The organism is Variovorax humicola (genome assembly GCF_037889915.1).
In the GTDB taxonomy this organism is placed as follows: Bacteria; Pseudomonadota; Gammaproteobacteria; order Burkholderiales; family Burkholderiaceae_C; genus Variovorax; species Variovorax humicola.
The window spans coordinates 17,752-44,573 of sequence record NZ_JBBKZV010000035.1; the positions used below are offsets into that span (position 1 = coordinate 17,752).

The 26,822-nt window shown below is 66.3% G+C and carries 21 protein-coding genes and 1 pseudogene; 13 read left to right on the forward strand and 9 right to left on the reverse strand.

The genetic code is table 11. The features are described from left to right. Positions 1-5: 5 nt before the first annotated feature. A complete protein-coding gene (locus WKW80_RS31470; protein WP_340367528.1) occupies positions 6-1,460 on the reverse strand; it encodes an efflux transporter outer membrane subunit in 1,455 nt (484 codons plus the stop codon). Positions 1,461-1,910: 450 nt separating this feature from the next. Here WKW80_RS31470 and dctP point away from each other — a divergent pair, with 450 nt between their 5' ends. The 3 genes from dctP to WKW80_RS31485 are packed head-to-tail and all read left to right on the forward strand — an operon-like array spanning position 1,911 to position 4,869. Further along, positions 1,911-2,930 (forward strand): TRAP transporter substrate-binding protein DctP, encoded by a 1,020-nt coding sequence (gene dctP, locus WKW80_RS31475; RefSeq protein WP_340367530.1) that lies wholly within the window; start codon positions 1,911-1,913, stop codon positions 2,928-2,930. Further along, on the forward strand, positions 2,927-3,508 hold the full coding sequence (locus WKW80_RS31480; protein WP_422823002.1) for a TRAP transporter small permease: 582 nt from the start codon (positions 2,927-2,929) through the stop codon (positions 3,506-3,508). Before dctP ends, WKW80_RS31480 begins: the two co-directional genes overlap by 4 nt. Continuing rightward, positions 3,508-4,869, forward strand: coding sequence for a TRAP transporter large permease (locus WKW80_RS31485; protein WP_340367531.1), 1,362 nt, complete (start codon positions 3,508-3,510; stop codon positions 4,867-4,869). Before WKW80_RS31480 ends, WKW80_RS31485 begins: the two co-directional genes overlap by 1 nt. A 24-nt stretch (positions 4,870-4,893) precedes the next feature. Here WKW80_RS31485 and WKW80_RS31490 read toward each other — a convergent pair whose 3' ends face one another. After that, positions 4,894-5,580, reverse strand: a complete 687-nt coding sequence (locus WKW80_RS31490) for a hypothetical protein (RefSeq protein WP_340367532.1) — start codon at positions 5,578-5,580, stop codon at positions 4,894-4,896. 109 nt (positions 5,581-5,689) lie between these two features. After that, complete coding sequence (locus tag WKW80_RS31495; protein WP_340367533.1) at positions 5,690-9,436, reverse strand: TIR domain-containing protein; 3,747 nt, start codon at positions 9,434-9,436, stop codon at positions 5,690-5,692. Positions 9,437-9,887: 451 nt separating this feature from the next. Here WKW80_RS31495 and WKW80_RS31500 point away from each other — a divergent pair. From WKW80_RS31500 to WKW80_RS31520, 5 genes and pseudogenes are all read left to right on the forward strand, one after another. Then, positions 9,888-10,094: pseudogene (locus tag WKW80_RS31500) on the forward strand (sulfatase-like hydrolase/transferase); the annotation flags it as partial. Then, positions 10,090-12,090 (forward strand): sulfatase-like hydrolase/transferase, encoded by a 2,001-nt coding sequence (locus WKW80_RS31505; protein WP_340367534.1) that lies wholly within the window; start codon positions 10,090-10,092, stop codon positions 12,088-12,090. The pseudogene WKW80_RS31500 and the gene WKW80_RS31505, both read left to right, overlap by 5 nt. Before the next feature lie 148 nt (positions 12,091-12,238). Next, positions 12,239-12,928: a GIY-YIG nuclease family protein gene (locus WKW80_RS31510; protein ID WP_340367535.1), complete on the forward strand. Its 690-nt coding sequence runs from the start codon at positions 12,239-12,241 to the stop codon at positions 12,926-12,928. A gap of 82 nt (positions 12,929-13,010) precedes the next feature. Then, on the forward strand, positions 13,011-13,301 hold the full coding sequence (locus tag WKW80_RS31515) for a type II toxin-antitoxin system TacA family antitoxin (RefSeq protein WP_340367536.1): 291 nt from the start codon (positions 13,011-13,013) through the stop codon (positions 13,299-13,301). Beyond that, positions 13,298-13,789: a GNAT family N-acetyltransferase gene (locus tag WKW80_RS31520; RefSeq protein ID WP_340367537.1), complete on the forward strand. Its 492-nt coding sequence runs from the start codon at positions 13,298-13,300 to the stop codon at positions 13,787-13,789. Before WKW80_RS31515 ends, WKW80_RS31520 begins: the two co-directional genes overlap by 4 nt. A 141-nt stretch (positions 13,790-13,930) precedes the next feature. On the opposite strand, the gene ssb is transcribed toward WKW80_RS31520, so the two are convergent. Next, positions 13,931-14,464 (reverse strand): single-stranded DNA-binding protein, encoded by a 534-nt coding sequence (ssb, locus tag WKW80_RS31525; RefSeq protein WP_340367538.1) that lies wholly within the window; start codon positions 14,462-14,464, stop codon positions 13,931-13,933. 210 nt (positions 14,465-14,674) lie between these two features. Between ssb and uvrA the strand changes: the two genes are divergently transcribed. Continuing rightward, entirely contained in the window at positions 14,675-17,725 is a 3,051-nt protein-coding gene (uvrA, locus tag WKW80_RS31530; RefSeq protein WP_340367539.1) for an excinuclease ABC subunit UvrA, read from the forward strand. Positions 17,726-18,024: 299 nt separating this feature from the next. Here the strand turns inward: uvrA and WKW80_RS31535 are convergent, their stop codons facing one another. After that, entirely contained in the window at positions 18,025-18,873 is an 849-nt protein-coding gene (locus WKW80_RS31535) for a hypothetical protein (protein ID WP_340367540.1), read from the reverse strand. A gap of 139 nt (positions 18,874-19,012) precedes the next feature. On the opposite strand from WKW80_RS31535, the gene atpE reads away from it, so the two are divergent. Next, positions 19,013-19,255, forward strand: coding sequence for a F0F1 ATP synthase subunit C (gene atpE / locus WKW80_RS31540; protein ID WP_340367541.1), 243 nt, complete (start codon positions 19,013-19,015; stop codon positions 19,253-19,255). A 61-nt stretch (positions 19,256-19,316) separates the two neighbouring features. Further along, a complete protein-coding gene (locus WKW80_RS31545) occupies positions 19,317-20,162 on the forward strand; it encodes a GNAT family N-acetyltransferase (protein ID WP_340367542.1) in 846 nt (281 codons plus the stop codon). Here the strand turns inward: WKW80_RS31545 and WKW80_RS31550 are convergent. From WKW80_RS31550 to WKW80_RS31560, 3 genes are all read right to left on the reverse strand, one after another. After that, positions 20,140-21,057, reverse strand: a complete 918-nt coding sequence (locus WKW80_RS31550; RefSeq protein ID WP_340367544.1) for an acyl-CoA thioesterase — start codon at positions 21,055-21,057, stop codon at positions 20,140-20,142. The two genes, WKW80_RS31545 and WKW80_RS31550, sit on opposite strands and share 23 nt — an antisense overlap. A gap of 65 nt (positions 21,058-21,122) precedes the next feature. Next, on the reverse strand, positions 21,123-22,499 hold the full coding sequence (locus WKW80_RS31555; RefSeq protein WP_340367545.1) for an FAD-dependent oxidoreductase: 1,377 nt from the start codon (positions 22,497-22,499) through the stop codon (positions 21,123-21,125). Then, the gene (locus WKW80_RS31560) at positions 22,492-23,463 is read right to left on the reverse strand and encodes a Bug family tripartite tricarboxylate transporter substrate binding protein (RefSeq protein WP_422823003.1); all 972 of its coding nucleotides are present in this window, start codon (positions 23,461-23,463) and stop codon (positions 22,492-22,494) included. Before WKW80_RS31560 ends, WKW80_RS31555 begins: the two co-directional genes overlap by 8 nt. 131 nt (positions 23,464-23,594) lie before the next feature. Here WKW80_RS31560 and WKW80_RS31565 point away from each other — a divergent pair, with 131 nt between their 5' ends. Beyond that, a complete protein-coding gene (locus WKW80_RS31565; protein WP_340367546.1) occupies positions 23,595-24,047 on the forward strand; it encodes an acyl-CoA thioesterase in 453 nt (150 codons plus the stop codon). Positions 24,048-24,185: 138 nt separating this feature from the next. Continuing rightward, entirely contained in the window at positions 24,186-25,397 is a 1,212-nt protein-coding gene (locus WKW80_RS31570) for an alpha/beta hydrolase family protein (protein WP_340367547.1), read from the forward strand. Between the two features lie 72 nt (positions 25,398-25,469). Here WKW80_RS31570 and fahA read toward each other — a convergent pair whose 3' ends face one another. Beyond that, complete coding sequence (gene fahA / locus WKW80_RS31575; RefSeq protein ID WP_340367548.1) at positions 25,470-26,744, reverse strand: fumarylacetoacetase; 1,275 nt, start codon at positions 26,742-26,744, stop codon at positions 25,470-25,472. Between the last annotated feature and the right edge of the window lie 78 nt (positions 26,745-26,822).

The window sequence follows — 26,822 nt, forward strand, 5'->3', positions numbered from 1 at the left end:
GTCGATCAGCGGGCCGCAGCGGCCCTCGGATCGGATGGGATGGGGCTCGCCGCGTCGAGGGCCTGGAGCTGGCCGGCGTTCCAACCGCCACCCACGGCCTTCACCAGTGCGACGCTTGCCGCGTATTGCCGGCCCTGCAGTTGCAGCGCGGTGCGCTCGTTGTTCAGCGCGAGGGTTTGCGAGGTGATCACGGCCAGGTAGGTGGCCGTGCCGGCGCGGTACTGGGCCAGCGACACGCGCTCGGCCACGCGAGCCGATTGCACCGCGGCGTCCTGCACGGTGCGCTCCTGCGCGAGCAGGTCGAGTGCGGCGAGGTTGTCCTCGACATCCTGGAAGCCGGCGAGCACGGTCTGGCGATAGGTAGCGGCGGCCGCGTCGAACTCCGCGCGCGCCTGCGCCACCTGCGAGCTGCGCAAGCTGCCATCGAACAAGGTGCCCGCGAGCGCCGCGCCGAGCGACCATACCTTGTCGGGCGCATTGAGCCAGGTGCCAAGGCCGGCGCCGGCGAATCCGCCCGCGGCCGAGAGCGACAGCGTCGGGTAGTACGCTGCCTGTGCGAAGCCGATGCCGGCGTTGGCCGACGCGGCGCGACGCTCGGCGCCGGCGATGTCGGGCCGGCGCTCGAGCAACTCGGATGGAATGACCACGGGTGCCTGCGGCAACGTCAGTGCCAGCGCGTCCGGCGCAAGCGAGAACTCGGATGGCGTCTTGCCGAGCAGCACGGCGATCGCATGCTCCAGCTGCCGCCGCGCGATCTCGATGTCGATAGCCTGCGCCTGCGCGGACTGCAGCGTGGTGTTGGCCAGTTCCACGTCGGCCCGCGTCACGACACCGGCACGGTACTGGCTCTGAGTTATCTGCAGCGACTTGTTGTAGGCCTCGACCGTGCGCGTATAGAGCTGTTGCTGCGCATCGGCCACGCGCAGCGCGATGTAGTTGGTGGCCATGGCGGCCTGCACCGCCAGGCGTGCCGCCGCCAGGTCGGCCTGGCTGGCCTGCGCGGTATCGCTTGCGCCTTCGACCGCGCGGCGCACGCGACCCCAGAGGTCGGGCTCCCAGGCGGCCTGCAGCGACCACGCATGGGCGTCGCCGACCGACGGCACACCCTGCGTATTCCTGGCACGCGCCCGGGTCACGCCGGCGTTCGCCCCGAGGGTCGGATACCAGGCCGACTGGGCGCCCTGCACCAGCGCTTGCGCCTGGCGGTAGTGCGCCTCGGCGACGCGGATGTCCTGGTTGGCCAGGTCGGCCTGTTGCACCAGCGTGTCGAGTTGCGGATCGCCAAAGGCAGTCCACCAGGGCTCGCCCGGATCGACGCTGCCCGGCGTCGCCGCCTTCCAGTTGCCCGATTCCTTGAACGCCGGCGCGCTCACGCCATCGGGCAACGCAGGCCGCTGGTAGTCAGGGCCGACGGCACAACCCGCCAACGAAGCGGCGAGGGCCAGACACAGTATTCGCATGCGGCCACTCTAGGCAGCGGGCACAGACGCCAGCCTGACAGGAAGATGACATTGCTGTCAGCTAGCGAGGGACTGAACTCCGACGTTTGCGACATCCGCTGCAGCCCGAGGCCCATGCATGGGGGCGGGATCACGCCGACGTCATCCGTCGCAGCCGGGGTTGATCGGCCGGCACGACGCGGCGTGTCCCGGACCGAGGGCATCGGGTGTCCCCCGCAGCGAAATAAAGGAGGAGGCCGCAGGCCAGGGGACATTCGCGGAGGGGGATACCCGGTGTCCTCGGCCCGCGCCCCCCTTTCGAGCCCCATGCGACGACCCGCAGCTCCCGCAGCTCCAACAGAAAACCGACATGGAAACAGGGCGTCATGGATAACACCAAGGGCGCCGCCCAGGCATCGCAAATATGGTGTGTGATTGACGGCTGACCAACGGCTGACCAGGAGACACCCAATGAACATGAACCGACGCGACCTGATGTCCACTGCGGCGGCCGCATCCCTGCTGGCACTTTCCGGCGGCGCGGCGGCGCAGGCCGGCACGATGAAGATCTCGCATCAATTTCCCGGCGGCACGCTGACCGAAGGCGACTTTCGCGACCGCCTGTGCCGGCGCTTTGCCGCCGACATCGAGAAGCGCAGCAACGGCGCGCTGAAGGCTGCGATCTACCCCGGCTCCTCGCTGATGAAGACCAACTCGCAGTTCTCGGCGCTGCGCAAGGGCGCGCTCGACATCAGCCTGGTGCCGCTGTCGTATGCAGGCGGCGAAGTTGCGGAAACCAACATCGGCCTGATGCCCGCGCTGGTGCCGAGCTACGAAGTCGGCGCGGCCTGGAAGACCGCCGAGGTCGGCAAGCTGCTGTCGAAGGTTCTCGACGACAAGGGCGTCATCGTGCTGAGCTGGATCTGGCAGGCCGGCGGCGTCGTGAGCCGTGCAAAACCGCTGGTCGGGCCCGAGGATGCCCAGGGCCAGAAGGTGCGTGGCGGCAGCCGCGAGATGGACATGATGCTGAAGGCGGCGGGCGCATCGGTGATCACGCTGCCTTCCAACGAAATCTACGCGGCGATGCAGACCGGCGCGATGGATGCGGCCATGACCTCCTCCACCAGCTTCATCTCCTTCAAGCTCGAGGAGATCGCGAAGAACATGACCAGCGGACGCAACCGCGCCTACTGGTTCATGTTCGAGCCGCTGATGATGTCGAAGGACGTCTTCAGCAAGCTGCCGAAGGCGCAGCAGGACATCATCATGGAAGCCGGCGCGGCGCAGGAGAAGTTCGCCACGGACGCGGCGCGTGCCGACGACAAGATCGCCGCCGAGGTCTATGCCAAGGCCGGTGCCAAGGTCTTCGACATCGACGATGCGACGATGAAGAAATGGCAGGTCATCGCACGCGACACCGCGTGGAAGGATTTCGGCGAGCGCAACGAGTCGTGCAGGGCGCTGTTGGCAGCCGCACAGAAGCTGCTGTGAGCGCGGGCGGGGAGGCACTCAGGCCGGCAGTGCAGGGGCTGGTCATTCCAGTCGACCCGGCCACGCCGCGCGTGCTGCTGCCGCTGGCGCACGCGCTGCAATGGCTGAACCGCGTCGTCATGGGGCTTGGCATGGTCGCGCTGCTGGCCGCGTCCGTCGTGCTGACCTGGAGCGTGGTGTCGCGCTACTTCCTGAAGGCATCCACCGACTGGCAGGACGAAGCCGCGGTGTTTTGCCTGGTCGGCATGACCTTCATGTGCGGCGCATTCGTGCAGACCATGCGCGGGCACATCGGCATCGAAGCGGTGAGTTCCAAGCTGTCGGCAACGGCGAACCGCTTGCGCATGGTGGTCATCGACCTGATCAGCCTTGCGTTCTGCGCCTTCTTCGCATGGAAGTCGTGGACGCTGCTGCATGAAGCCTGGGCCGACGGCATGACGTCCTCGTCGTCGTGGGCGCCGCCGCTGTGGATTCCGTACGGGCTGATGTCGCTCGGCATGAGCTTGCTGAGCCTGCAACTGCTGGTGCAGGTGGCGGCCAGCATCAACCGCCTGCGCGGTGCGGCGGAGGTGCGCTGATGTCGATGCTGACGCTGGGCCTGCTGTTCGCCGCAGCCACGTTGCTGCTGATGTTTTCCGGCACGCCGATCGCGTTCGCGCTCGGCGCCGTGGCCGTGCTGTTCATGGCCTTGTTCATGCCCGCGTCGTCGCTCGACACGGTGACGCAGAACGTCTACGAGGAGATGTCGAGCATCACGCTGCTGTCGATTCCGCTGTTCATCCTGAAGGGCGCGGCCATCGGCCGGTCGCGCGCCGGGCAGGACCTGTATGCGGCGATGCATGTGTGGATGCACAAGGTGCCGGGCGGCCTAGGCATTGCCAACGTGTTTGCCTGCGCGCTGTTCGCGGCGATGGCGGGGTCGAGCCCCGCGACCTGTTCCGCCATCGGCAGCGCCGGCATTCCGGAGATGCGCAAGCGCGGCTACTCGCCGGGCTTCGCGGCCGGCATCATCGCGGCAGGCGGCACGCTGGGCATCTTGCTGCCGCCATCGATCACGATGATCCTGTACGCGGTGGCGGCGGAGCAGTCGCTGGGACGGCTGTTCCTTGCCGGCATCGGGCCGGGCGTGCTGCTGGTCGCGCTCTTTGCAGGCTATGCGGTGTTCAACTACCGCAAGGAACACGGCCGTGCGAAGCTCGCGTTCGAGCGCAACGGCACGGCCTCGGCGCTGCTCGACGACGAGCATTTCACGGTCCGCCAGAAGTTCGAGATGCTGCCGCGCGTGGTGCCCTTCGTGCTGCTGCTGATCGGCGTGATGGTGGCGCTGTATGGCGGCTTCGCGACGCCATCGGAGACGGCCGGCCTCGGCGGCCTGCTGGCGCTGCTGCTCATCGCGGTGATCTACGGCGTCTGGCGCTTCAGGGACGTCGCGCCGATCCTCACCGCGACCATCAAGGAGTCGACGATGCTGATGTTCATCATCGGCATGTCGCTGCTGTTCTCGTATGTGATGAGCTACCTGCACATCAGCCAGTCGATGGCGCAGTGGATCGTGTCGCTGGCGCTGTCGAAGTGGGTGCTGCTCGCGGCGATCCTGGTGCTGGTGATCGTGCTCGGCTTCTTCCTGCCGCCGGTGAGCATCATCCTGATGACCGCGCCGATCTTCCTGCCGCCGCTCAAGGCCGCGGGCTTCGACCTGATCTGGTTCGGCATCCTCATGACCATCGTGATGGAGACCGGGCTGATCCACCCGCCCGTCGGCCTCAACATCTTCGTCATCAAGAACATCGCGCCCGACATTCCGCTGTCGGACATCATCTGGGGCGTGCTGCCCTTCGTGGTGCTGATGCTGCTCGCGGTGGTGCTGATCTGCATCGTGCCGGGCATTGCGACGGCGCTGCCGGACCTGGTGATGGGAGCGGTGCCGGGGAAGGGGTGAGGGCAGGCCGGTTTGCCGGCGGGATCAGTGGCTTGCGTATTCGAAGATCAGGTCCGCGATCTCCTTCTTGCTGTGCGCGCCCTGGCCCACCTTGTAGCTCCCCTTCTTGAGCTGCTCGCTCCGGCTGGACATCAGCATCGTCAGGATTTCCTCGAACTGTTTGTTCCCGTGGTTGTTGACGTTCCGGGGCTGGGCGCCCTCGTCGAACTGGAAGGCGAACAGGTGGTCCTTGCGGCCTTCCATGACCTTCTTCGACGTGCTGGTCGAGGTCTGCGTCACCGTCCGCCCTTCCAGGCTCACCTCGCACAGGAAGTGCGCGCCGGGAATCTTGACGATCGGGCGAAAGTTGGGCGTTCTCAAGTCCTGCAGCACGTAGACGACGCCCTCGGGTTTCAGCACGCTCGCGGCACTTTGCGTGAAGCTCTGGACCAGCGCGGCCGTCTCCCCCTTGTTGCTATCGTTGGTCGGGCCCAGCCAGGCGATGGCGTCGAAACGCAGGGTTTCGTACTTTGCTTTCAGTTTTGTTCCGTCGACGTTTTCATCGACATGCAGCTTGTGCTTGCCATCGTACTTTTCGGCGAGCTTTTTCAGGTCGGGTCCGGCAAGGTAGGAGGTGAGATAGACCTCGCAACCCTCGAACCCCATCCGGGTCAGAAACTCCAGCTCGACCTTTCCATCGATTGCGCCAACGAAGAGCACCTTTTTCGACATGGGATACCTCCTGAACGGTTGGTGAAAACATGCGGGCAACGGCCTCGAATTCGCGATGGTATTTGCTGGGCGCGCCGATGCTTCCGGGAATCGCCGATCGGCGTGGCGTTCAACGCACGCGGAAAAAATAGATGCCCATCGCGCCGACGACGGCAATCGAACCCACCGAGTCGATCCAGGCGCATCCCGACAGCGCCCCATCGACCTGCAACGACGCAACGCACGCGCCGTCGCTGCTGCGCCAGAGCCTGAGGCCGCCGTCCTGCGAGACCGATGCGACAAGCGACGAATCAGGGTTGACATCGCAGCCATTGACTTCGCCCGCGTGGCCCTGCAGCGTTTGCAGCAGCATGCTCTTGTCGGCATCCCACACTTTCAGGGTCCGGTCATCCGATGCGGTGACAAGATAGCGGCCATTGGGCGCGAATGCGCATCGGTTGACCGCGCGGGTGTGCCCCGCCATTGCGACTGGACGCAACGAAAGCTCCGCCGCATCCGTCGAAAGCACCGGGTGCGTGAGCCAGGCCTCCCACAGTTGCTCGTCGAAGTCGAGCGACCATCGCACGAGGTGGCCGTCGGTCGCGCCCGACATCACGTGCCGGCCGTCCGGACTGAAGGCGCAGCAGGTCGCACCCTGGTCATGCGCCACGAAGGCGAGCTTCCGGGCGCGCGAGCTCAGGTCCCACAGGCGCAGGGTCCGGTCGCTCGACGCGGAAGCGAGCAGATTGCCGCCCGGGTGCACCGCGCAGTCGTTCACCCAATCGCGATGCCCGGCGAGCAGGAACGACGCCCGGCGCTCGCTCGTTTCCCAGATCGCGACGATGTGGTCCGCCGACGCCGACGCAACCCGCGAACCATCGGGGCTCAAGGCGCAGCCGTACACGCTATCCTTGTGGCCCACGAGCCTGCGCGAGGGGGTCATGGAACGGCTGTCCCACACCATGAGCGAACGGTCGCTCGAAGCCGTGACGAATTCGGGCAGGCCGGGATGTGCGGCGCACGCGAGCACCCAGGCCAGATTCCGGTTCGATGGATATTCGCGGCCGCGCGACCAAGCGTCCCAGAGCTTCGCGGTGCCGTCCGCCGACGCCGACGCCAACACCCTGCCGTCGGCCGACGCTGCGCAGTCGTTGACCCAGTCCGTGTGCCCGGTCATGGCACAGATCGGTTCGCCGGAGGGAAGGTCCCACAGCATCAACGTGCCGTCGGCCGATGCCGAGACAAGGCTGCACCCATCGCCCACGAAAGCACAGGACGTGACGACGTGCATGTGGCGGCCCAGCGTGGTGTGTTCGCCGGTGGCGCAGTCCCAGACCTTGACTTTGCGGTCGCCGCCGGCCGTCGCCAGCAACTTGCCGTCCGGGCTGAAGCAGCAGGCTCGGACCTCGGCTTCATGGCCGGCAAGCACGCGCACGACCAGGCCGGTTTCCGCATCCCAGATGGATGCAGTCTGGTCGGCCGAGCAGGATGCCACCCAGCGGCCGTCAGGGCTGATGGCGCAGCCCAGCACGCTCGACCAATGCCCTTGGTCGCTCGGGACCGGCGCAAAGCGGCCATCGTCCTTCCATGTTCGGCCGATCGAATGGCGGACCGCGCCCGTGGTCAGGTCCCAGATCCGAAGGGTGCAGTCCGCCGATGAGGACACCAGGAAGCGCCGGTCCGCGCTGATCGCGCAGTCGGTAAGCATGTCGGTGTGGCCGACGAGTTCGCCGCATGCCTCGCCCGTGGCCAGGTCCCAGAGGCGGATGCGCCGGTCCGCGCAGGCGGCAGCGATGAGCGTGCCCTGCGCGTCGATGGCCAGCGCGATCGCCGCATGGCCGGGGAAGGCGCGCAACTCGGCGCCGGTGGCGGCATCCCACAGGCGGATGAGCGGCCCCGATCCGGCCGTGGCCACCAAGCGGCCGTCCGAAGTGACGGCGCATGCGAGGAGGGATTCGCGATGCGGCCTCAGCGTGCGAATCAGTGCGGGATCGGGCAGGTCCGGCAAGGCCTTCAGCGCATGGACCCGCACGAGGTCTGCCGCATCGGCGAGCGCAGGGAGCAGCGAGGCCAGCGCCTCGACATGCTGGAGCCGCACGTACAAGGTGGCCCGCACCTCGCCCATCGTCTGGCATCCAGCCAGGATGTGCGATGACTGCATGTAGTTGCGGCGCAGCACGCGCAAGCTGACGTCGTCCGGAAACTGTTGCCCGGCCAGGCCCAGGTCGGATTCGACGGCCAGCGGCGTCCGGGCCGCCGTCTTCGCGGCGATGTAGCGCAGGTCGAGCGCCGTGGTGCGAAGGTCTTCCATTCGCCCGGCCCCGTGCAGGTGCATGAACAATTGCGTCCACCAATAGGGCTGGGCCGTCGCGACGGATGCCCACGAGGTCTCCGCGTCCTGCGCGAAAGCGGCATCGAGCAGCTTGCCGTGAAGCGCGCCCACCGTGGCGGACACCTCGGTCAACAGGAACTGGCGGATGACGTCATGCAGGCGGACGTAGCGAGCCGTGTGATCGAACTGCAGCACCAGCGACAACCGGTAGAGCCTGCCGCACAGCGTTTCGGTGTCGAACTCGTCGAGCCCGCCGGTGCTGCCCCAATAGGCGCCCAGCAGGTCGAGCGGAATGTCCGCGTCTTCCGGGAACACTGCGAGTTCGTGAAACCGCCGCTTCTCATCCTCGTCCAGCTGCGAGATGCTCAGCACAAGAGTGTCCCGCACGGCCTGATGGCGCGAGCTGGCTTGCCGCTTGTCGAAGAAGGTAACGCCGCGCCGGTCCAGCGCCTTGTTCACATAGGCCAGCGCCTCGGCCGTGGCCTTGCGTTGCTGCAGGATGAGCTCGCGCAGCGTGGCGTTGACGATCTTGAGCAGCAAGGGCCATTCGCCCAGCCGCTGCGCAAGCGCCCGCAGTGCCGCCTCGCTTCCTGACGGCAGGCCGTGGCCGAGCAGCGCCACCGCTTCGTCTGCACGCATGGCATCGACTTCGATGCGGATCGCCTCGACCGGCACGGCGTCGGTCATCCGCGTGGTGATCAGGCGGGCGCAGCGCCGGCCACCTTGCAGGAAAGGTTGCGCATGCGCTCCATCCCACACGTCGTCGATGACGATCAGCAGGTCGCGGTCCGCCAGCAGCTCGACCAACGCGGCCGTCGCGCCCTCGATGCCGGCAAATCCCGGGCGCTTGCCCGACAGGACGAAAATCAGGTCCTCGACCTTGGCGGTCAGGTCGCCGGGCTGCTCGCCGAGCGTGACCCAGAGGATGCCGTCGTCAAAGGCATCCTGGATCGCCTCGTCGTGGCACAGGGCGCGCGCCAGCACTGACTTTCCGAAGCCGCCCGCGCCCCGCAGTGCGGCGGTGATGGCAATCGGCTCTTCGCGCTCGCGATCCAGCAAGTGGCTCACCAACCGTTCGAATTCCCGTGGGCGGCCGACGAAGTCGGCGGGAAGGTCCTCGACCATGAACGGCACGCGCACCAGCAGCGGCCGCGTGTCGAGGTCGTTGACGAACTTGGTCCATTCGTGCGCGAGCGAATAGAAATGGACCGATCGCATCCAGCGCGGGAGCGCATCGAAATCGATGGGCTGGTCGCCGACGACCGGATAGACCGCCACCCCACGCTGCCGCGCATATCGCCATTCGCGCCGCACGAGCTCCGACTGCAACGCGGCCTCGGTCATCACCAGCACGAGGAACTCGACCTGGTCGAGCGCATCGGTGATCTGCAGCCACCAGTCGCGGCCGCCCTCCATGCCTTCGCGATCGCGCCAGAGCGGAATGCCGGCGGCCGCGAGCCGCTCCCGCAGATCGCGCGCGAGGGCTTCACCGTCCTTGCGTGCGTAGGAGACGAACACCCGCGGCAGGTCGCGCGCGAACTTCATGACCAGCGTCCTGGCAGTCGCAGCGCCGGCAAGTCACGGGCTTTCATGGCGACGATTGAACAACAAAACGGCCCGTAGTTGTCGAACAGAGAGAGGGAGAAACGGTCCCGTGGATATGTTGGGCACTTGAACGTCATTGCCTGCCTGCTCATGGTCTGTCACAGCCGGTTGACATCTGGCCGGCGCGCACAATTACTCGCCGCCAAATCAGGTTTCTTATGATGGGAGAACGTAATGAAAACAAGGCTATCCGCTTCGCTTCTCGGCCTGCTGGCCGGCGCGATGCTCGGGTTCACGGTCCACGCGCAGCCGGCACAGGCCCCCCGCACCAGCAGCGACCCCGGACAATACTTTCAAGGGTGTCATCAAGCTCGACATCCGGGATTCGAAGCCGGACTGGGGACCGTACACACCGAAGAAGGCACCCGCCGGCGCACCGAACTTCCTGTTCATCCTCTATGACGACACCGGGCTCGCGGCGTGGTCACCGTACGGTGGCCGCATCAACATGCCCACGCTGGACAAGCTCGCGGCCAATGGCGTGACCTACACGCAGTTCCATACGACCGCGCTGTGCTCGCCGAGCCGCTCCACCATGCTCACGGGACGCAACCACCACGTCAACGGCATGGCCGCCATCACCGAGGCCGCGAATGGCTTCCCCGGCGCCAGCGGACGCCTTCCCGACCAGGCGGCCACCGTCGCGCAGATCCTGCAACACCTTCTGGGTCGGCAAGAACCACAACGTGCCCGAACAGGACGTTGCTTCCGGCGCGAGCCGCAAGCAGTGGCCGCTGCAGAAGGGCTTCGACCGCTTCTACGGCTTCATCGGCGGCGAGACCAACCAGTGGTACCCCGACCTCATCGAGGACAACCGCTTCATCGACGCGCCCTATGGGCCGGAGCAGGGCTATCACCTGTCCAAGGACCTGGCCGACAAGGGCATCGCGATGATCCGCGACCAGAAGGCCACCAACCCGTCTCGCCCGTGGTTCATGTGGTTCAACCCCGGCGCCAACCACGCCCCGCATCACGCGCCGAAAGACTACATTGCCAAGTACAAGGGCAAGTTCGACGACGGCTACGAGGCCTACCGCACCTGGGTGCTGGAGCGCATGATCGCCAAGGGTGTGCTGCCCAAGGGCACGCAACTCACGCCGCTCAATCCGCTGCCGAAGGACGTGGCGAACGCGGCCGACTACGTGCGGCCATGGGACACGCTCACGCCCGATGAAAAGAAGCTGTTCTCCCGGCTGGCCGAGGTCTATGCGGCATTCTCTGAATACACCGACGTGCAGATCGGCCGGATGGTCGACTACCTGCAGCAGAGCGGCCAGCTCGAGAACACGGTGATCCTCTATGCCGCCGACAACGGCGCTTCCGGTGAAGGAAGCCCCAGCGGCTCGGTCAACGAGAACAAGTTCTTCAACGGCTATCCCGACACGGTCGCCGAAAACATGAAGTACATCGACGTGCTCGGCAGCCCGGACACGTATGAGCACTTCCCCACCGGATGGGCGGTCGCCTTCTCGACGCCGTTCCAGATGTTCAAGCGCTATGCGGAGTATTCGGGCGGCACCTCCGATCCTCTCGTGATCTCATGGCCCAAGGGCATCAAGGCGCGCGGCGAGATCCGTAACCAATACCATCATTCGACAGACATCGTGCCGACGATTCTCGACATCGCCGGGCTGGAGATGCCCAAGACCTACAAGGGCGTGCAGCAGTACCCGCTCAACGGCGTGTCGATGCGCTACACCTTCGATGCGAAGCCGGATGACCCGACGCAGAAGAAGCGCCAGTACTACGCGATGCTCGGTACGCGCGGCATCTGGGAAGACGGCTGGCTCGCCGCAGCGGTGCATGCGCCGCTTACCGGCAAAGGGCATTTCGACCAGGACCAGTGGCAGCTCTATCACGTGGACGTCGATCGCTCCGAGTCGAAGGATCTCGCGAAGGAGAACCCCGAGAAGCTGCAGGCACTGATCAAGACCTGGTTTGAGGAGGCGGACAAGAACATGGTCCTGCCGCTCGACGACCGGTCGGCCATCGAGCAACTCGGCGTCGAGCGCCCGTCCGACGAGCCCGCGCGCGAACGGTACATCTACTACCCCGACACCTCGCCGGTGCCCGAAGGGGTGGCGGTCAACGTGCGCGGCCGCTCGTACAAGATCCTTGCCAACGTCGATCTCACCGATAACGCATCCGGCGTGATCTTCGCCCACGGTTCCCGCTTTGGTGGGCACGCGCTGTTCATCAAGGACAAGAAGCTGCACTACGTGTACAACTTCCTCGGCATCAAGCCCGAGCAGGACCTGGTCTCCAAGGTGCCGCTCAAGCCGGGCAAGCAAACGCTCGGCATGGAGTTCATCCGCGAGAAGACCGGTGAGCATGGCGAGTCCATCGGACGCGCGAAGCTCTACGTCAACGACACGTTGGTGGCCGAGGGCCCGATGAAGACGCAGGCCGGCAAGTTCACACTCTCTGGCGACGGACTCTGCGTCGGCTTCGATAGCGGCGACGCAGTGAGCCAACAGTACAAGTCGCCTGGAAGGTTCAAGGGCGGAAAGATTGACCTGGTCGGCGTCACCGTCGAGAAGACGCAGTACCTTGACCTGCAGAAGGAAGCGGAGCGGGTCTTGAAGGTCCAGTGAGGGCCTGCTGGCGCTCCGCCAGCTGGGAGGGAGCGGTGCGGGCTCCCGACCTGCGTTTCCCCTGACAAAGTAGAAAGGCCGACTCTGGAAAGAGTCGGCCTTTTTGACTTAGTAGGATTACTCCTGCTGCGAGGGGAGGCGCAGACGCATGACTCAGAAAAAGATCTACCAGCGGTATATCAACTCAGGCGCAATTACAAGTATTGCTGAGTTGCTTTGCTTTGTGGCCAACGAGAACCTGACCTTGACGCGACATGGTGGATCGTATGTCGGCGTCAAAGACGCGACTGGTCGCCGGTTTAGGCTTTTCTTGCCAGACCATCCGAAGGCGGCCATCAAGGCTGGTTTCGCTAGCTGTAGCAGTCAAGGTCTGACGTACGACTTTTGCATCTACGCATTGTTTGCCTGCCACGCCGATAACGTGGCCTGCTATGTAGGACAGACTCGGAGCGTTTCCAGACGTATTCGAGAGCATTGGAAGCGTCGATCTGGCACTAGGGCCTCGGGGCCGCTTTTCGATTGGGCCGAACGTCACGAGATCGAAGTCAACTTCGTCCTGTTGCAGTCGTCGCACGGCCGGCAGCTTGATGCGAATAGTGCCGAAGCCGAATGGAAGGTACGGGCAGCGCGGTCTGGTCTTCATTTCCCGTCTCGTGAGTTCTTGGAGAGAGCGATGCGACGCCTCGCATCGACCGACCCGTGGCCTTTTCATGCCGCGGCACATAACTCCCAGCCGATTGAACAGTTGGCGACCAAAGTCATAGCGTTGGCATCTATCGAGGAGAACTCGGTGCTTTGTGAGGATGGCTATCGACTTCGATTGATTGGCACAAGGTGACGGCTGCAGAACCGAGGAATGTGACGTAATGACAAAGACATTACGTCACGCTAAAATATCTTCTTCAAAGGAGGTACCCGTCATGCCCGCAACCAGAGCCGTTGTCCTCAAACGCGAAACCCTGAACATCCGCATCAGGGCGGAGGAGCGCAGCCTTATTGATCGTGCGGCCCATATTCGGGGCAAGAACCGCACGGATTTCATGTTGGACGCAGCTCGTTCCGCTGCTGAAGAGGCCCTGCTTGATCAAACGATCATCACCGCGCAACCGGATGCCTATGCCGCCTTCCTGGCGCGATTGGACATGCCTCCTGTGCCGAATGAACGCCTGCGCAAGACCATGCAAATGCCTGCGCCGTGGGACAAGGCGTGACGCTTGCAGCGCCGGAGCCACTGACTGCAACGCACCAGCTGGAACTGTTTTCATCGGGAGTTGAAAGCCTCGACAACTGGCTCCAGCGCCGAGCCTTGAAAAATCAGGCGACCGGCGCTTCTCGCACCTTCGTCGCTTGCGAGGATCGGCGGGTCCTCGCGTATTACGCCCTTGCCTCCAGTGCGGTCACAGTCGACGCCGCGCCGGGTCGATTTCGTCGCAACATGCCCGACCCGGTGCCAGTGGTCGTTCTCGGCCGGCTCGCGGTGGACCAATCTCTGCACGGCAAAGGCATCGGTCGTGCCTTGGTTCGTGACGCAGGGCTGCGCGTGATCCAGGCGGCAGACACCATCGGCATTCGGGGCATGATCGTGCATGCCCTGTCGATGGACGCAAAGACCTTCTATGAGCGTATGGGCTTCGAGCCATCGCCTCTGGAGCCGATGATCTTGATGGTCACGTTGTCCGACCTCAAGGCCAGTTTGTGAGCAGAGATCGGGATTTGTGCGGCGTCAACCAAGTGTCAGCGGCATAGCTGGACAAAGGCCTATGCAATGCCGATCGACACGGGCCGAGTCCTTGATCTGCCGGATCCTGTGACCTGCCCGGCCTAAGCAGGAAAGGCGGCTTTAGAACGGGATGTCGTCGTCCATGTCGTCGAAGCCCGACGACGATTTGGCGGGCGCCTGACGTGGCGCCGGCGCGGGTGCGCGCGGTGCAACGGCCGGGGGGCGCGAGTAACCACCGCCGCCACCGGCTTGCGAATAGCCCCCGCCGCCTTGACCGTAGCCGTCGTCGTCGCCGCCGCCCGAAGGCGCGCCCTGGCCCTGCCGGCTGCCCAGCATCTGCATCTGGTCGACGCGGATGTCGGTGGCGTACTTTTCGACGCCGTCCTTGTCGGTGTACTTGCGCGTGCGGATCGAGCCTTCGACGTAGATCTGCGAACCCTTGCGCAGGTATTGCGCGGCGATCTCGGCCAGGCGGCCGTTGAACACGAGGCGGTGCCACTCGGTGGCCTCGCGCATCTCGCCGCTCTGCTTGTCCTTCCACTTGTCCGTCGTGGCGATCGTCACGTTGCAGACCTGGTCCCCGCTGGGGAATGTCCGGGTTTCCGGGTCGCGCCCGAGATTGCCGACGAGGATGACTTTATTGACCGATGCCATGTGCACTGCCCCTGATGAATGGATGAAAGAGGAGGAATCGAGGAAAACGAGAGGCGAGATTGTGCCCCATCGCGAGGAGGTGGCCTGCGGCTGCCGGCCTGGTTCTCACGCCGCTGGCGCCGCCCGCCTGCCCAGCCGCCGAATCCGCGCTCCTGCGCCGGAGCGCCCGGCGATTTATCATGCCCGGTTGCCCTGAACCGACCGCCTGCCTTGAATTCATCCTCCGACGACGCCTACCTCGGCGCCCTGCTGGCGCAGCAGCGCATCAGCATCCGCGGTGCGCGCACGCACAACCTCAAGAACATCGACCTCGACATCCCGCGCAACAAGCTGGTGGTGATCACCGGCCTGTCGGGCTCGGGCAAGTCGAGCCTGGCCTTCGACACGCTGTACGCCGAGGGCCAGCGCCGTTATGTCGAGAGCCTGTCTGCCTATGCGCGGCAGTTCCTGCAGTTGATGGACAAGCCCGACGTCGACGTGATCGAGGGGCTCTCGCCCGCGATCAGCATCGAGCAGAAGGCCACCAGTCACAACCCGCGCTCCACCGTCGGCACGGTGACCGAGATCCACGACTACCTGCGCCTGCTCTACGCACGCGCCGGCACGCCGTACTGCCCCGACCACGACCTGCCGCTGCAGGCGCAGACCGTGTCGCAGATGGTCGACGCGGTGCTGGCCATTCCGGGCGAGCGCGCAGGCGAGCAGGATGCGCCGCGCCTGATGATCCTCGCGCCGGTCGCGCGCGAGAAGAAGGGCGAGTTCCTGGAGCTGTTCGCCGAGATGCAGGCGCAGGGCTACGTGCGCTTTCGCGTCGACGGGCAGACGTACGAATACAACGACCTGCCCAAGCTCAAGAAGACCGAGAAGCACGACATCGACGTCGTCATCGACCGCCTGCGTGCGCGCCCTGACGTGCAGCAGCGCCTGGCCGAGAGCTTCGAGGCGGCGCTTCGGCTGGCCGACGGCCGTGCGATCGCGCTGGAGCTCGGCGCGGAAGGCGCACCCGACAAGGAGCACCTCTACAACGCGAAGTTCGCCTGTCCGATCTGCCACTACTCGCTGGCCGAGCTGGAGCCGCGCCTGTTCTCGTTCAATTCGCCGGTGGGCGCCTGCCCGACCTGCGACGGCCTCGGCAACCGCGAGGTGTTCGACTGGGCGCGCGTGGTCGCATTCCCGTCGCTGTCGCTGGCGAGCGGCGCGGTCAAGGGCTGGGACCGGCGCAACGGCTACTACTTCAGCATGCTCGAGTGCGTGGCCAGGCACTATGGCGTGGACATCGACAAGGCCTTCGAGGACCTGCCCGAAAACGCGCGCCATGCCTTCCTGCACGGCTCCGGCGACGAGGAGATCAAGTTCAGCTACGTGATGGAGTCGGGTGCGCAGTCGGGCCGCAAGCTCACGCGCAAGCATCCGTTCGAAGGGATCATCCCGAACATGGAGCGGCGCTACCGCGAGACCGACTCGGTCGCGGTGCGCGAGGAGCTGGCCCGCTACCGCAACATGCAGCCCTGCCCCGACTGCCACGGCTCGCGGCTGCGGCGCGAGGCGCGCAACGTGTTCCTGGTCGACGAGTCGGGCGCCGAGAAGCAGCGCATGAGCATCTTCGCGATCAGCCACGCGACGCTGCGCGACAGCCTGGCCTGGTTCCAGACGCTCAAGCTGCGCGGCGCCAAGGCCGAGATCGCCGACAAGGTGGTCCGCGAGATCGGCCTGCGGCTGAAGTTCCTCAACGACGTCGGCCTCAACTACCTGAGCCTGGACCGCAGTGCCGAGACCTTGTCCGGCGGCGAGGCGCAGCGCATCCGCCTGGCATCGCAGATCGGCTCGGGCCTCACCGGCGTGATGTACGTGCTCGACGAGCCCAGCATCGGCCTGCACCAGCGCGACAACGACCGGCTCATCGGCACGCTGAAGCACCTGCGCGACATCGGCAACAGCGTGATCGTGGTCGAGCACGACGAGGACATGATCCACGCGGCCGACCACGTCATCGACATGGGCCCGGGCGCCGGCGTGCATGGCGGGCGCGTGATGGCGCAGGGCACGTTCGAGCAGGTGCGCGACAACCCAGCCTCGCTCACCGGCCAGTACCTGCTCGGCACCAAGCAGATCGCCGTGCCGCAACGGCGCACGCCGTGGCTGCCGGTGCTGCGCAAGCCGGAGGACGAGGCGCGCAAGGCGCCGGTCAAGCCGAAGTTCCCGCCCAGCCCCGCCGCGCTGAAACGGCAGGCGCGCGAGGCGGCGCACCTGGCGTCGCAAACGGACCTGCAGGAGATCCGCGTGATCGGCGCGACCGGCAACAACCTGAAGAACGTGAGCGTCGCGTTTCCGGTCGGCCTGCTGACCTGCGTGACCGGCGTGTCGGGCTCCGGCAAGTCGACGCTGGTGAACGACACGCTCTACACCGCGGTCGCGCGCACGCTCTACCGCGCGCACGAAGAGCCGGCCGAGCACGAGTCGGTGGAAGGCATCGAGTATTTCGACAAGGTCATCAACGTCGACCAGTCGCCGATCGGCCGCACGCCGCGCAGCAACCCCGCGACCTACACCGGCCTGTTCACGCCGATCCGCGAGCTGATGGCCGAGACCAACACCGCACGCGAGCGCGGCTACGGCCCGGGCCGTTTCAGCTTCAACGTGGCCGGCGGCCGCTGCGAGGCCTGCCAGGGCGACGGCGTGGTGAAGGTCGAGATGCACTTCCTGCCCGACGTCTACGTGCCCTGCGAGGTGTGCCACGGCCAGCGCTACAACCGCGAGACGCTGGAGGTGCAATACAAGGGCCGCAACATCGCGCAGATCCTCGAGATGACGGTCGAGGCTGCCCACGAGTTCCTGAAGGCCGTGCCGACCATCGAGCGCAAGCTGCACACACTGCTCGACGTGGGCCTGAGCTACATCAAGCTCGGCCAGGCCGCGACCACGCTCTCCGGCGGCGAGGCGCAGCGCGTGAAGCTCGCGCTGGAGCTCAGCAAGCGCGACACCGGCCGCACGCTCTACATCCTCGACGAGCCGACCACCGGCCTGCACTTCGCCGACATCGAGCTGCTGCTGAAGGTGCTGCACCAGCTGCGCGACGCGGGCAACACCATCGTCGTGATCGAGCACAACCTGGACGTCATCAAGACCGCCGACTGGATCATCGACATGGGTCCGGAAGGCGGCGCGGGCGGGGGTACGGTGGTGGGCGATGGCACGCCGGAAGACATCGCGGCGAACGAGGAGAGCCACACCGGCAAGTACCTCCGGCGGCTGCTGGCGTAAGCCGTCGCCGTCGAAGCCCTTTGGGGCGGCTCAGTTCAGTGCTGCATCACGCTGGAGCGTCTTCCGCGACGCAAAACCAGGTGGAAATGACCCACCCCCGAAGCGCCTGCGGCGCCTCCCCCTGAAGGGGGCGATACCAGCGGCCCGGCAAAGCCGGTTCCGCGGTATCCCTGGCCACTTGACGGCGCCGGTTTCATGCGTTCGCGGCTCGCGCGCAGCGCGGTGGAGCAACTGAAATGAAACACCCCCGCCCCAGGGCCTTGGGGGAGGCGCCGCAGGCGCATCGGGGGTGGTTCACTTCAAGGCAGGTTGATCGCGGTCGCGCCCTTGGCCGCGAACCAGATCACGCCGCTGCCCATCATGGCCTGCCCGTTCATGACGGACATGTCGTGCGGCAGCGCCACCTTCAGCGCCTCGATGCACGGCTTCGTGAAGACCTGGTCCCACGCGGCGACCAGTTGCTCGGCGTTTGCGATCTGGCGCGTCTTGCCGCCCTGCTTCACCTTCAGCGGGTAGTCGACAAAACGCGCGGCCTCGGCACGCTCGCTCGCGAGCACGGCCTTGTGGAACTCCTGCACGCGGGCCTCGAAGGCCGCGTCGGGCTCGCTGGTGACTTTCTCGTAGCGGCGCCCGCTGGTCTCGCGCTTTCCGATGTTGCCAATGGACACGTCCAGCCGCCGCCTGGCTTGCGTCCACGTCCCGGTGGCGCCGATGCTGTTGCCCAGTTCGAGCGGCTTGCCGCCATCGCCGCCTGCGCCCACGAGTTCCAGGTCGAAGACACCGCCGCCCTGCTCGACCAACACCAGCCGTCCCCCCTGCTGGCTGCCGGTCAACGGGACGTCCGCCAGTGCCTTGCCGAGGAAGTAATGTCCCGTCAGCTGGCCCTCGGCATCCTTGACCGGCGCCAGCGTCATGCCGATGGCATCGGTGCCCAGTGCGCCTTCGTACAGGAATTCGACCGGGCCCGGAACAGGCCCGGCCATTGGCCCCGTTGGCCCCATTGGCCCCATTGGCCCCGGTGTCGGCGCCTTCGCCGGCCGCGCCTGCCGCTCCCGGGTCCAGCCGCTGGCAGCGCCGCCCAGCACCGTGGAGGCCAGCGCGAGGCGCATGAGCACCCGGCGCGTTGCGGACGGCTTGGACGGCGGCATGGGGTTCATTGCAAAAGGTTTCGGGACACTGGCGCGACATGACATTACACCGACATGCATGACCTGCGGCGTTATCGACGCCCCGAAGCCAAAGCACGACAGTGAAGGCACATCAACAACCCGCACAAGGAACCCGGCCATGAACGGCTTCGACATCCTCCCACTTGGCGTTTCGCTGCTCATCGGCATTGCCGCATTCGGCTCCTGCGTCGGAATCGGCATCGTGGGCTCGAAGTTCCTCGAGGGCACCGCCCGGCAGCCGGAACTGGTCGACACGCTGCAGACCAAGTTCTTCCTGATAGCGGGCGTGACCGACGGCGCCTTCATCATCGCCACCGGCATCGCACTCTGGTTCGCGACGTCGAATCCGTTCCGCGGTTGAGCGGTGCACGGGTGCCGACGAATGGGAGACATGAAGCCGCGATTGGCGTCCAATCGGGCCCATGGACCTGCATATCCGCACCCTGCGGCCGCCCGAGATGCGCCTCGCCATCGACTTCGCCGCGCTCGAGGGCTGGAACCCGGGCCTGCATGATGGGGCCTGCTTTCTTGCAGCCGACCCCGAGGGCTTCCTGATCGGCGAATGCGATGGCAAGCCGGTCGGCTGCATTGCCGCGGTGCGCTACGAGGAGCATTTCGGCTTCATCGGCTTCTACGTCGTGGCGCCGCCGTGGCGCGGGAAGGGCTTCGGCCTGCAGTTATGGCAGGCCGGCATGGCGCGCCTCGAAGGGCGCGTGGTCGGGCTCGACGGCGTCCCGGCGCAGCAGGACAACTACCGCCGCAGCGGCTTCACGCTGGCCTGGCAGAACGCTCGATTCGCGGGCGTGGCGCGCCCCGCCGGGCAGGCCGTGGCGGGGCAGATCGTGCCGCTGGCGGGCGTCAACTTCGAGCTGCTGCGTACCGACGACCGGCGTGTGTTCCCTGCGGCACGCGACGCTTTCCTGCGCGCCTGGATCAGCATGCCCGACGCCTGCGGTGTCGCGTGGATGGAACGCAGGCGCCTGGCAGGCTGGGGCCTGATCCGCCGATGCCGCGAAGGCCACAAGATCGGCCCCCTGCTGGCAGAAAGCCGCGAGGTGGCCAAGGCGCTCTACCTGGCACTGTGCCGCAGCGTGCCCGTGGGCGACACGGTCTATCTGGACGTTCCGCTGCGAAATGCCGATGCGGTCACGCTGGCCACCTCGCTCGGAATGCAGCGCGTGTTCGAGACCGCGCGCATGTACGCGGGGGCCACGCCCGCGTGCGAGATCGATCGCGTCTACGGCATCACTTCGTTCGAACTCGGCTGAGCGTCTCCGGGTCGATCAAGCGCACCACGCCTTCCTGCGCCACCGACGCAACCAGCCGGCCGTCGCGCGAATGGATCTCGCCGCGGCAGAGGCCGCGCGAATCCACGCCGTTGGGCGAATCGATCGAATACAGCAGCCAGTCGTCCATGCGGAAGTCGCGGTGAAACCACATCGCGTGGTCGAGGCTCGCTGCCACCAGGTCGGGCTGCATGAAGCTGAGGCCGTGCGGCAGCAATGCCGCGCGCAGCAGGCCGTAGTCCGAGGCGTAGGCCAGCATCGCGCAATGCAGCGCATGGTCGTCCGGCAAGGCCGTAATCGAGCGCATCCAGAGCCGGTAGTCGTCCGGGCGCGGCTCCGGTTCGAGCAGGTCCGGCGGATCGACGGTGCGGTATTCGATCGGCCGCTCGGCATCGAACCTGGAGCGGGCGGCCAGGTCCGGCTCGCGGGCCACCATGGCGCGACGCAGGGCGGCGTCGCTCACCAGCGACTCCGGCGCGGGCGCGTCCGGCATCGCGTGCTGGTGTTCGAGCGCGCCCGCCTCGCCGGCCTGGAACGAGGCCATCATGGTGAAGATGATGCGGCCCTTCTGGATTGCCGACACGCGGCGCGTGGCAAAGCTGCGGCCATCGCGCACGCGGTCGACCGAGTAGTCGATCGACTCGCGCTTGTCGCCGTGCAGCAGGAAATAGGCATGCAGCGAATGCACCCGCCGCGATGCGTCGACAGTGCGGATGGCCGCCATCAGGGCCTGGCCCAGCACCTGCCCGCCGAACACGTTGCGCGTGCCGATGTCCTCACTGGCGCCACGGAACCGGTCGGCCTCCAGTTGTTCCAGCCTCAGCAGCGTGACGAGGTCCTTGACGATGCGGTCGGCGTGGGCGGTGGTGGCGTTCATGGTTCGATTTTGCCGCGACCGGATCGGCGCAATGCCGGGGCGCGTCGCCTTGGTTCCAGCGGCGACTACTGGCGCGCAAGAAGCACGCCATCAGCCGCCAGCGCTCGCTGCAGCCCGGTCACCTCGACCGAACGCATCGCCGCTCCGCCTGCCAACGCCGCCGCGGTGCCGGCGGCCTGGCCCATTACAAAGCAGCCGCCACTGGCACGTGCCGCCGACTGGCCTTCGTGCGTCATCGACGCGCAACGGCCGGCAATCAGAAGGTTGTCGACCCCGTTCGGAACGAGCATGCGCCAGGGCAGGTCGTTGCAGGCGTTGGCGGCATTGCGCGGAAAGACCCAGTCGACGCGGCCCTCGCGGTGCAGCTCCATCGGCCAGGCGTTGATGCCGATAGCGTCCTCGAAGCGGGCCGACGACAGGATGTCTTCACCGGTGAGCGCATAGGCGCCATCGATGCGCCGGGTTTCGCGGATGCCGACCTGCGGCGCGATGTCGACGATCTGCGCATGGGCAAAGCCCGGCACCTTCTCCCGCATGAAGCGGAAGTACTCGACGATCTGGCGCCGGCCTTCGGTTTCGCCGTCGCTGAGTTGCCGCGCGTCCACGCCGCTCATCGCGCGGCCCTCGGCGTTGCGGATCTGCGTGACGTTGGCGCGCCACTCGCTCGGGTTGATCTGCGGCCGCACGATGGCGCCCTCGCGCGAAAATTGGTAGCGGCCAGGCTCGTCGCGCAGCGCGGCCTCCATCAGGTCGTTGATCGCCTTGAACTCGCCGATGGCCGCGAGCGCCTGTTGCGCCTCGACATGGCCGATGCGGAACATGGTGGTCGGGAACAGGCTGTTGCCATGTCCGTCGCCCACCTCGAACGGCACGCCGGCGAAGGCGGCCACGTCGGCGTCGCCGGAGCAGTCGATGAAAGTCCTGGCGCGGATGGCCTGTCGGCCGGACTTGGTCTCGACCACCAGCGCGGCGATGCGCGCGCCGTTCGTTTCGTCCATCAGCACGGCAGCGGCCCACGCGTGGAACAGCACGGCCACGCCGGCCGCGAGCAGCAACTGGTCGGCCGCGCACTTGTAGGCCGACACATCGTAGGAGCGCACGCGGATGCGACCCTGCATGCCGTCCTGCGGCTTGTTCAGGCCACCAAGCGCATCGATGCGCTCGAGCAGTTCGTCGACGACGCCGTGCACCACCTGCGTCATCTCGCCGCCGCGGCGGCCGTAGAGGCCGGCAAAGTTGGTTACGCCGCCGGCCGTGCCCATGCCGCCCAGGAATCCGTAGCGCTCGACGAGCAGGGTGCGGGCACCGTGGCGCGCGGCGCTGGCGCTCGCGGCCAGGCCAGCCGGCCCCCCGCCGACGACGACCACGTCGTACTCACCGAACACCGGCAGGCGCCGCGCTGGTTCGGTCAGCGTGCCGGCGCCCTCACTCGACTCACTCAAGCTTGATGCCCTTGGCGGAGATGATGCTCGCCATGATGGCGGCCTCTTCCTTCACCCGCGCGCGCATGCCATCTGGCGAGGTGCCCACGGCCTGCCAGCCCTGGTCGAACAGCTTTTGCCGCACTTCGGCGGATTTCATGATCGGCGCCAGTTCACGCTCGATGCGTTGCTGCGCGGGCTTCGACAGGCTGGCCGGCCCGAGCAGGGCGGCCCACACCTCCAGGTTGAAGTCGCGTACGCCAGCGTTGGCGAGCGGCGCAACTTCGGGCGCAAGCGGGCTGCGTCCGCTGGTCAGGCCGATAGCCTTGAGCTTGCCGGCGCGCACCTGCGGCAGCGCCACACCGGGCGGAATCAGGGCCATCTGGACCTGCCCGCCGAGCATCGCCGTGATCACCTGCGGATTGCCCTGGAACGGCACATGCACCGGCGCAAAACCGCGCACCCGGCTCTTGAGCAATTCCATGCCGAGGTGCCCGACCGAGCCGGTGCCGACCGAACCGTAGTTCCACTTGTCGCCCGCGGCCCGGGCCGCATCGAAGAACGCGGAACCCGGAGGCAGCGTGGGCAGCGCCACCAGCACCAGCGGCGCGGTGACCAGCAGCGACAGGGCGGTGAAATCGCGCGCAGGGTCGTAGGGCAGGTTCGGATAAAGGATCTTCGATGACGTGAGGTTGCCGTTGATGACGATGCCCAGCGTGTGGTCGTCCGTGGCCTTGGCCACGTAGTCGGCGGCAATGTTGCCGGAGGCGCCCGGCTTGTTGTCCACGATGACGGGCTGGCGCAGCGCACGCGCCAGCGGTTCGGCCAGCACGCGCGCGGCGATGTCGGGCGTGGAACCGCCGGGAAACCCGACGACAAGATGAACCGGGCGGTTCGGCCAGGTGTTGCCCTGGGCGTGGCTGATGAGGGGAGCGGCGGTTGCCGCGAGCAGGAGGTTTCGACGGGAAATTGGCATGGCCGGCATGATCGCACTCTTCACTGGGGGCGTCGGTGGACGCCTGGCGGCGTTCATTGCGCGTCATCGTGCACTGTTCGCACGGGCTCGACCTCGGGATAATCGATCGGTCGCGGCGCCAGCCGCTCCCAAAGGGTTTCATGTCCTCCATCACGCTTCGTTTTCTCGCCGAGCCGAGCACGGTCAACTTCGGCGGCAAGGTTCATGGCGGCACCGTCATGAAATGGATCGACGAGGCCGGCTATGCCTGCGCCACGAGCTGGGCCAAGCGCTACTGCGTGACGGCCTTCATCGGTGGCATCCGCTTTCACCACCCGATCATGATCGGCGATCTGGTCGAAGTGGAGGCACGGCTGGCCTACACCGGCAAGACCAGCATGAACATCTCGGTCGAGGTTCGCAGCGGCGACATGAAGGGCGGCGAAATGGCCACGACCACCGAATGCCTGATCGTGTTCGTCTCGGTCGATTCGCACGGCCGGCCGATGCCGGTGGTCCCTCTTACACCCAGCACGCCGGGGGAAATGGCGCTGGCGGAACGGGCGAAGCTGCACCTGGATGCGGCGCGGGCGGCGGCGACGCCGGCGGCCTGAGCGTTGTGCGCCGCGCGTCGACGTGACCGTTCGCGAAGCGACCCATTGCCATTGCCCGCCGGGGCGACGCTGTCGGGGCGGACTTGAGCCGCTCGGCAATGACGTCCACGGCCAACCGCCCTATTCACCGGATTCACCATGTCCAAACCAGCTTGGCTGCTGCTTGTCATTGCGGCACTGATCTTTTCGTACTACGCGCGCCCTTTTTACGACTTCTCCTGGGTCGTCATGAGCAGGATCCGCGACGCTGTCACCACCAGGCTGGGCGCCCCGATGCTTCGGCAGGAGAGGCAGCAGGTATTGGATTCCGCGGACGGGCAGGCCAGGGAAATGGATGCTTACCTGCAAGGCTTGCGTGATGCGCAATCCCTGGACAGGACGCTTGCTGCCCTCGATTTTTCAAGCACGGACAACTACGTACTCTCGACCAAGGCCATGCGCGCGCGCTTCCAGGAAAGCCTGCGCTATCCGCCGCCGGGTTACCTGGATGCGATCACCGGGAAAGTAGCCGACGAGCCTGCCGGCGAAGACGGCATCGCCACCTATCGCCGATTGGAAATTCCGGTGTTGCCTGGCGTCCACGCAATTGGCTACTACATGCGGCCCAGGAATGCGGGCGCACGCGACAAATTGCCGCTCGTCATTGCAGCGGCGGGCAGGGGCGGCATACCGGAGCCGACGGCCGACGGAAAGCTTCCCATCGTCCAGCACGACTCGAAGGATTTTGCTTGGGAGGCATTGCGCCGCGGTTATGCGGTGTGGCTGCCAACCTTTGCTCATTTCGCCTTTGGCAGCAACGACTACCGGGATCGCCTGGCCGTCAACGCATGGGAGTCGGGCACCTCGTTGCCCGCCATCGAGATCGCAAAGGTCGTCAAGGCCCTGGATGTCCTGACCCAACGCGACGACATCGATCCGCAGCGCGTCGCGATGATCGGGCACTCGTACGGCGGCTTCTACACGCTCTACACCAGCGCGCTCGAACCCCGTATTCGCGTGGCCGCGGTTTCGGCGTATCTCAATGACCGCGCGAAGGTGCTCGATGCTTCGGCGCCTGGCGGCTTTCTCGATTGGCGCTACCCGGACAGCCTGACGCTGTGGCGCGACCCTGCCGTTGTCGCGCTGGTGGCGCCGCGACCGTTGCTGTTCATCGCAGGCAATCAGGATCAGTTGTTCCCGATTGAAGGCGCGCGGCGCACCGCGCCGGAGGCGGCCCGCGTCTACAAGCAATTGGGTATCGGCGAGCGCTTTGAATTCAGCGAATTCGTGGCACGGCACGACTTCAACGGGGCGGCCGCGCTGGACTTCGTCGACAAGTACATGGGGCGCGGGGCGGGGAGCCCGAAATAGCCAGTCTGCCGACCGCAAGCCCTGCCGGCCGCGGAAAACTGAAATGAACCGCAAGACTCGTTCCGCGCCGCCTCAGCCAACCACCGTTCCGCTCACTTCACCCAGCCCGATGCGCACCGCCCCCTTGCGCTCGCAGTGGCCGCGAATGGTGAGCGTGTCGCCGTTCTCGAGGAAGGTACGGCGCTCGCCGTTGGGAAGCGTGATCGGGTTCTTGCCGCCCAGCGTGAGTTCCAGCAGCGAGCCGGCCTGGTCGGGCTCGGGGCCCGACAGCGTGCCCGAGCCCAGCAGGTCGCCGGGCTGCAGGTTGCAGCCGTTGACCGTGTGGTGCGCGACCAGTTGCGCCGGCGTCCAATAGGCCGCCTGCGTGGTGTTGCCGCGCGTGAGGCGCGTGGCGGGCTCGCCGGCGGCGCGCATCTTCGCGGTCTGCAGCCAGACCTCCAGCGTGATGTCCAGGGCGCCGGTGTGCCGGTTCACGTCGCTGTCGAGGTAGGGCAACGGCGCCGGGTCGCCGGCCGGGCGCTCGAAGGCCTTCGCGCGAAACGGCGCGAGGGCTTCCATCGTCACGAGCCAGGGCGAAAGCGTGGTGGCGAAATTCTTCGAGAGAAAGGGTCCGAGCGGCTGGTATTCCCAGGCCTGCAGGTCGCGCGCCGACCAGTCGTTGAGCAGGGTCACGCCAAACAGGTGCTGCTCGGCCTCTACGATGCCGATTGGCTCGCCCAGCGCATTGCCCTGACCGATGAAGAAGCCCAGTTCCAGTTCGTAGTCCAGCCGCTTGGAGGGGCCGAAGGTGGGGGCCTCGGCATCCGCGGCCTTGGTCTGGCCCATCGGCCGCTTGAAACGCTGGCCGCTCACGCCGATGGACGAGGCGCGGCCGTGGTAGCCGATGGGCACCCACTTGTAGTTGGGCATCAGCGGCTGGTCGGGGCGGAACAGCTTGCCGACCGTGGTGGCGTGGTGGATGCCGGTGTAGAAGTCGGTGTAGTCGCCGATGGTGCAAGGCACGCCCATCTCGACGTCAGCCTGCGCATATAACGCGAGTTGCCAATGCTTCTGCTTGGGGCTGCCTTCGCGCAGGTCCTCGGACAGCACCGCTCGCAGGGCCGCCCGCTCGGCGGGTGATGCGGACATGACCAGGTTCATGTCGGAGTGCTCCAGCACATGGGCGGCTTCGAGGTCCAGCACGCGGTCGCCGATGGCAACGCCGATGCGGAAGGCTTCCTTGCTGCCGGCGGGCCTGAAGCGGCCGAACGGCAGGTTCTGGATCGGGAAATCGCAGCCCGGCACGTTGGCGGTTGCGACCCAGCTGCGCAGGCTGGGGCCATGCGTGGCATTGATTTCGAAGCTCATTGGTGCCCCCTGACGGAAGCGTCATGATGTGTGCCGAACGGGACGATGGTCATCTCGGGAATCTCCGCGAAAGCAGAA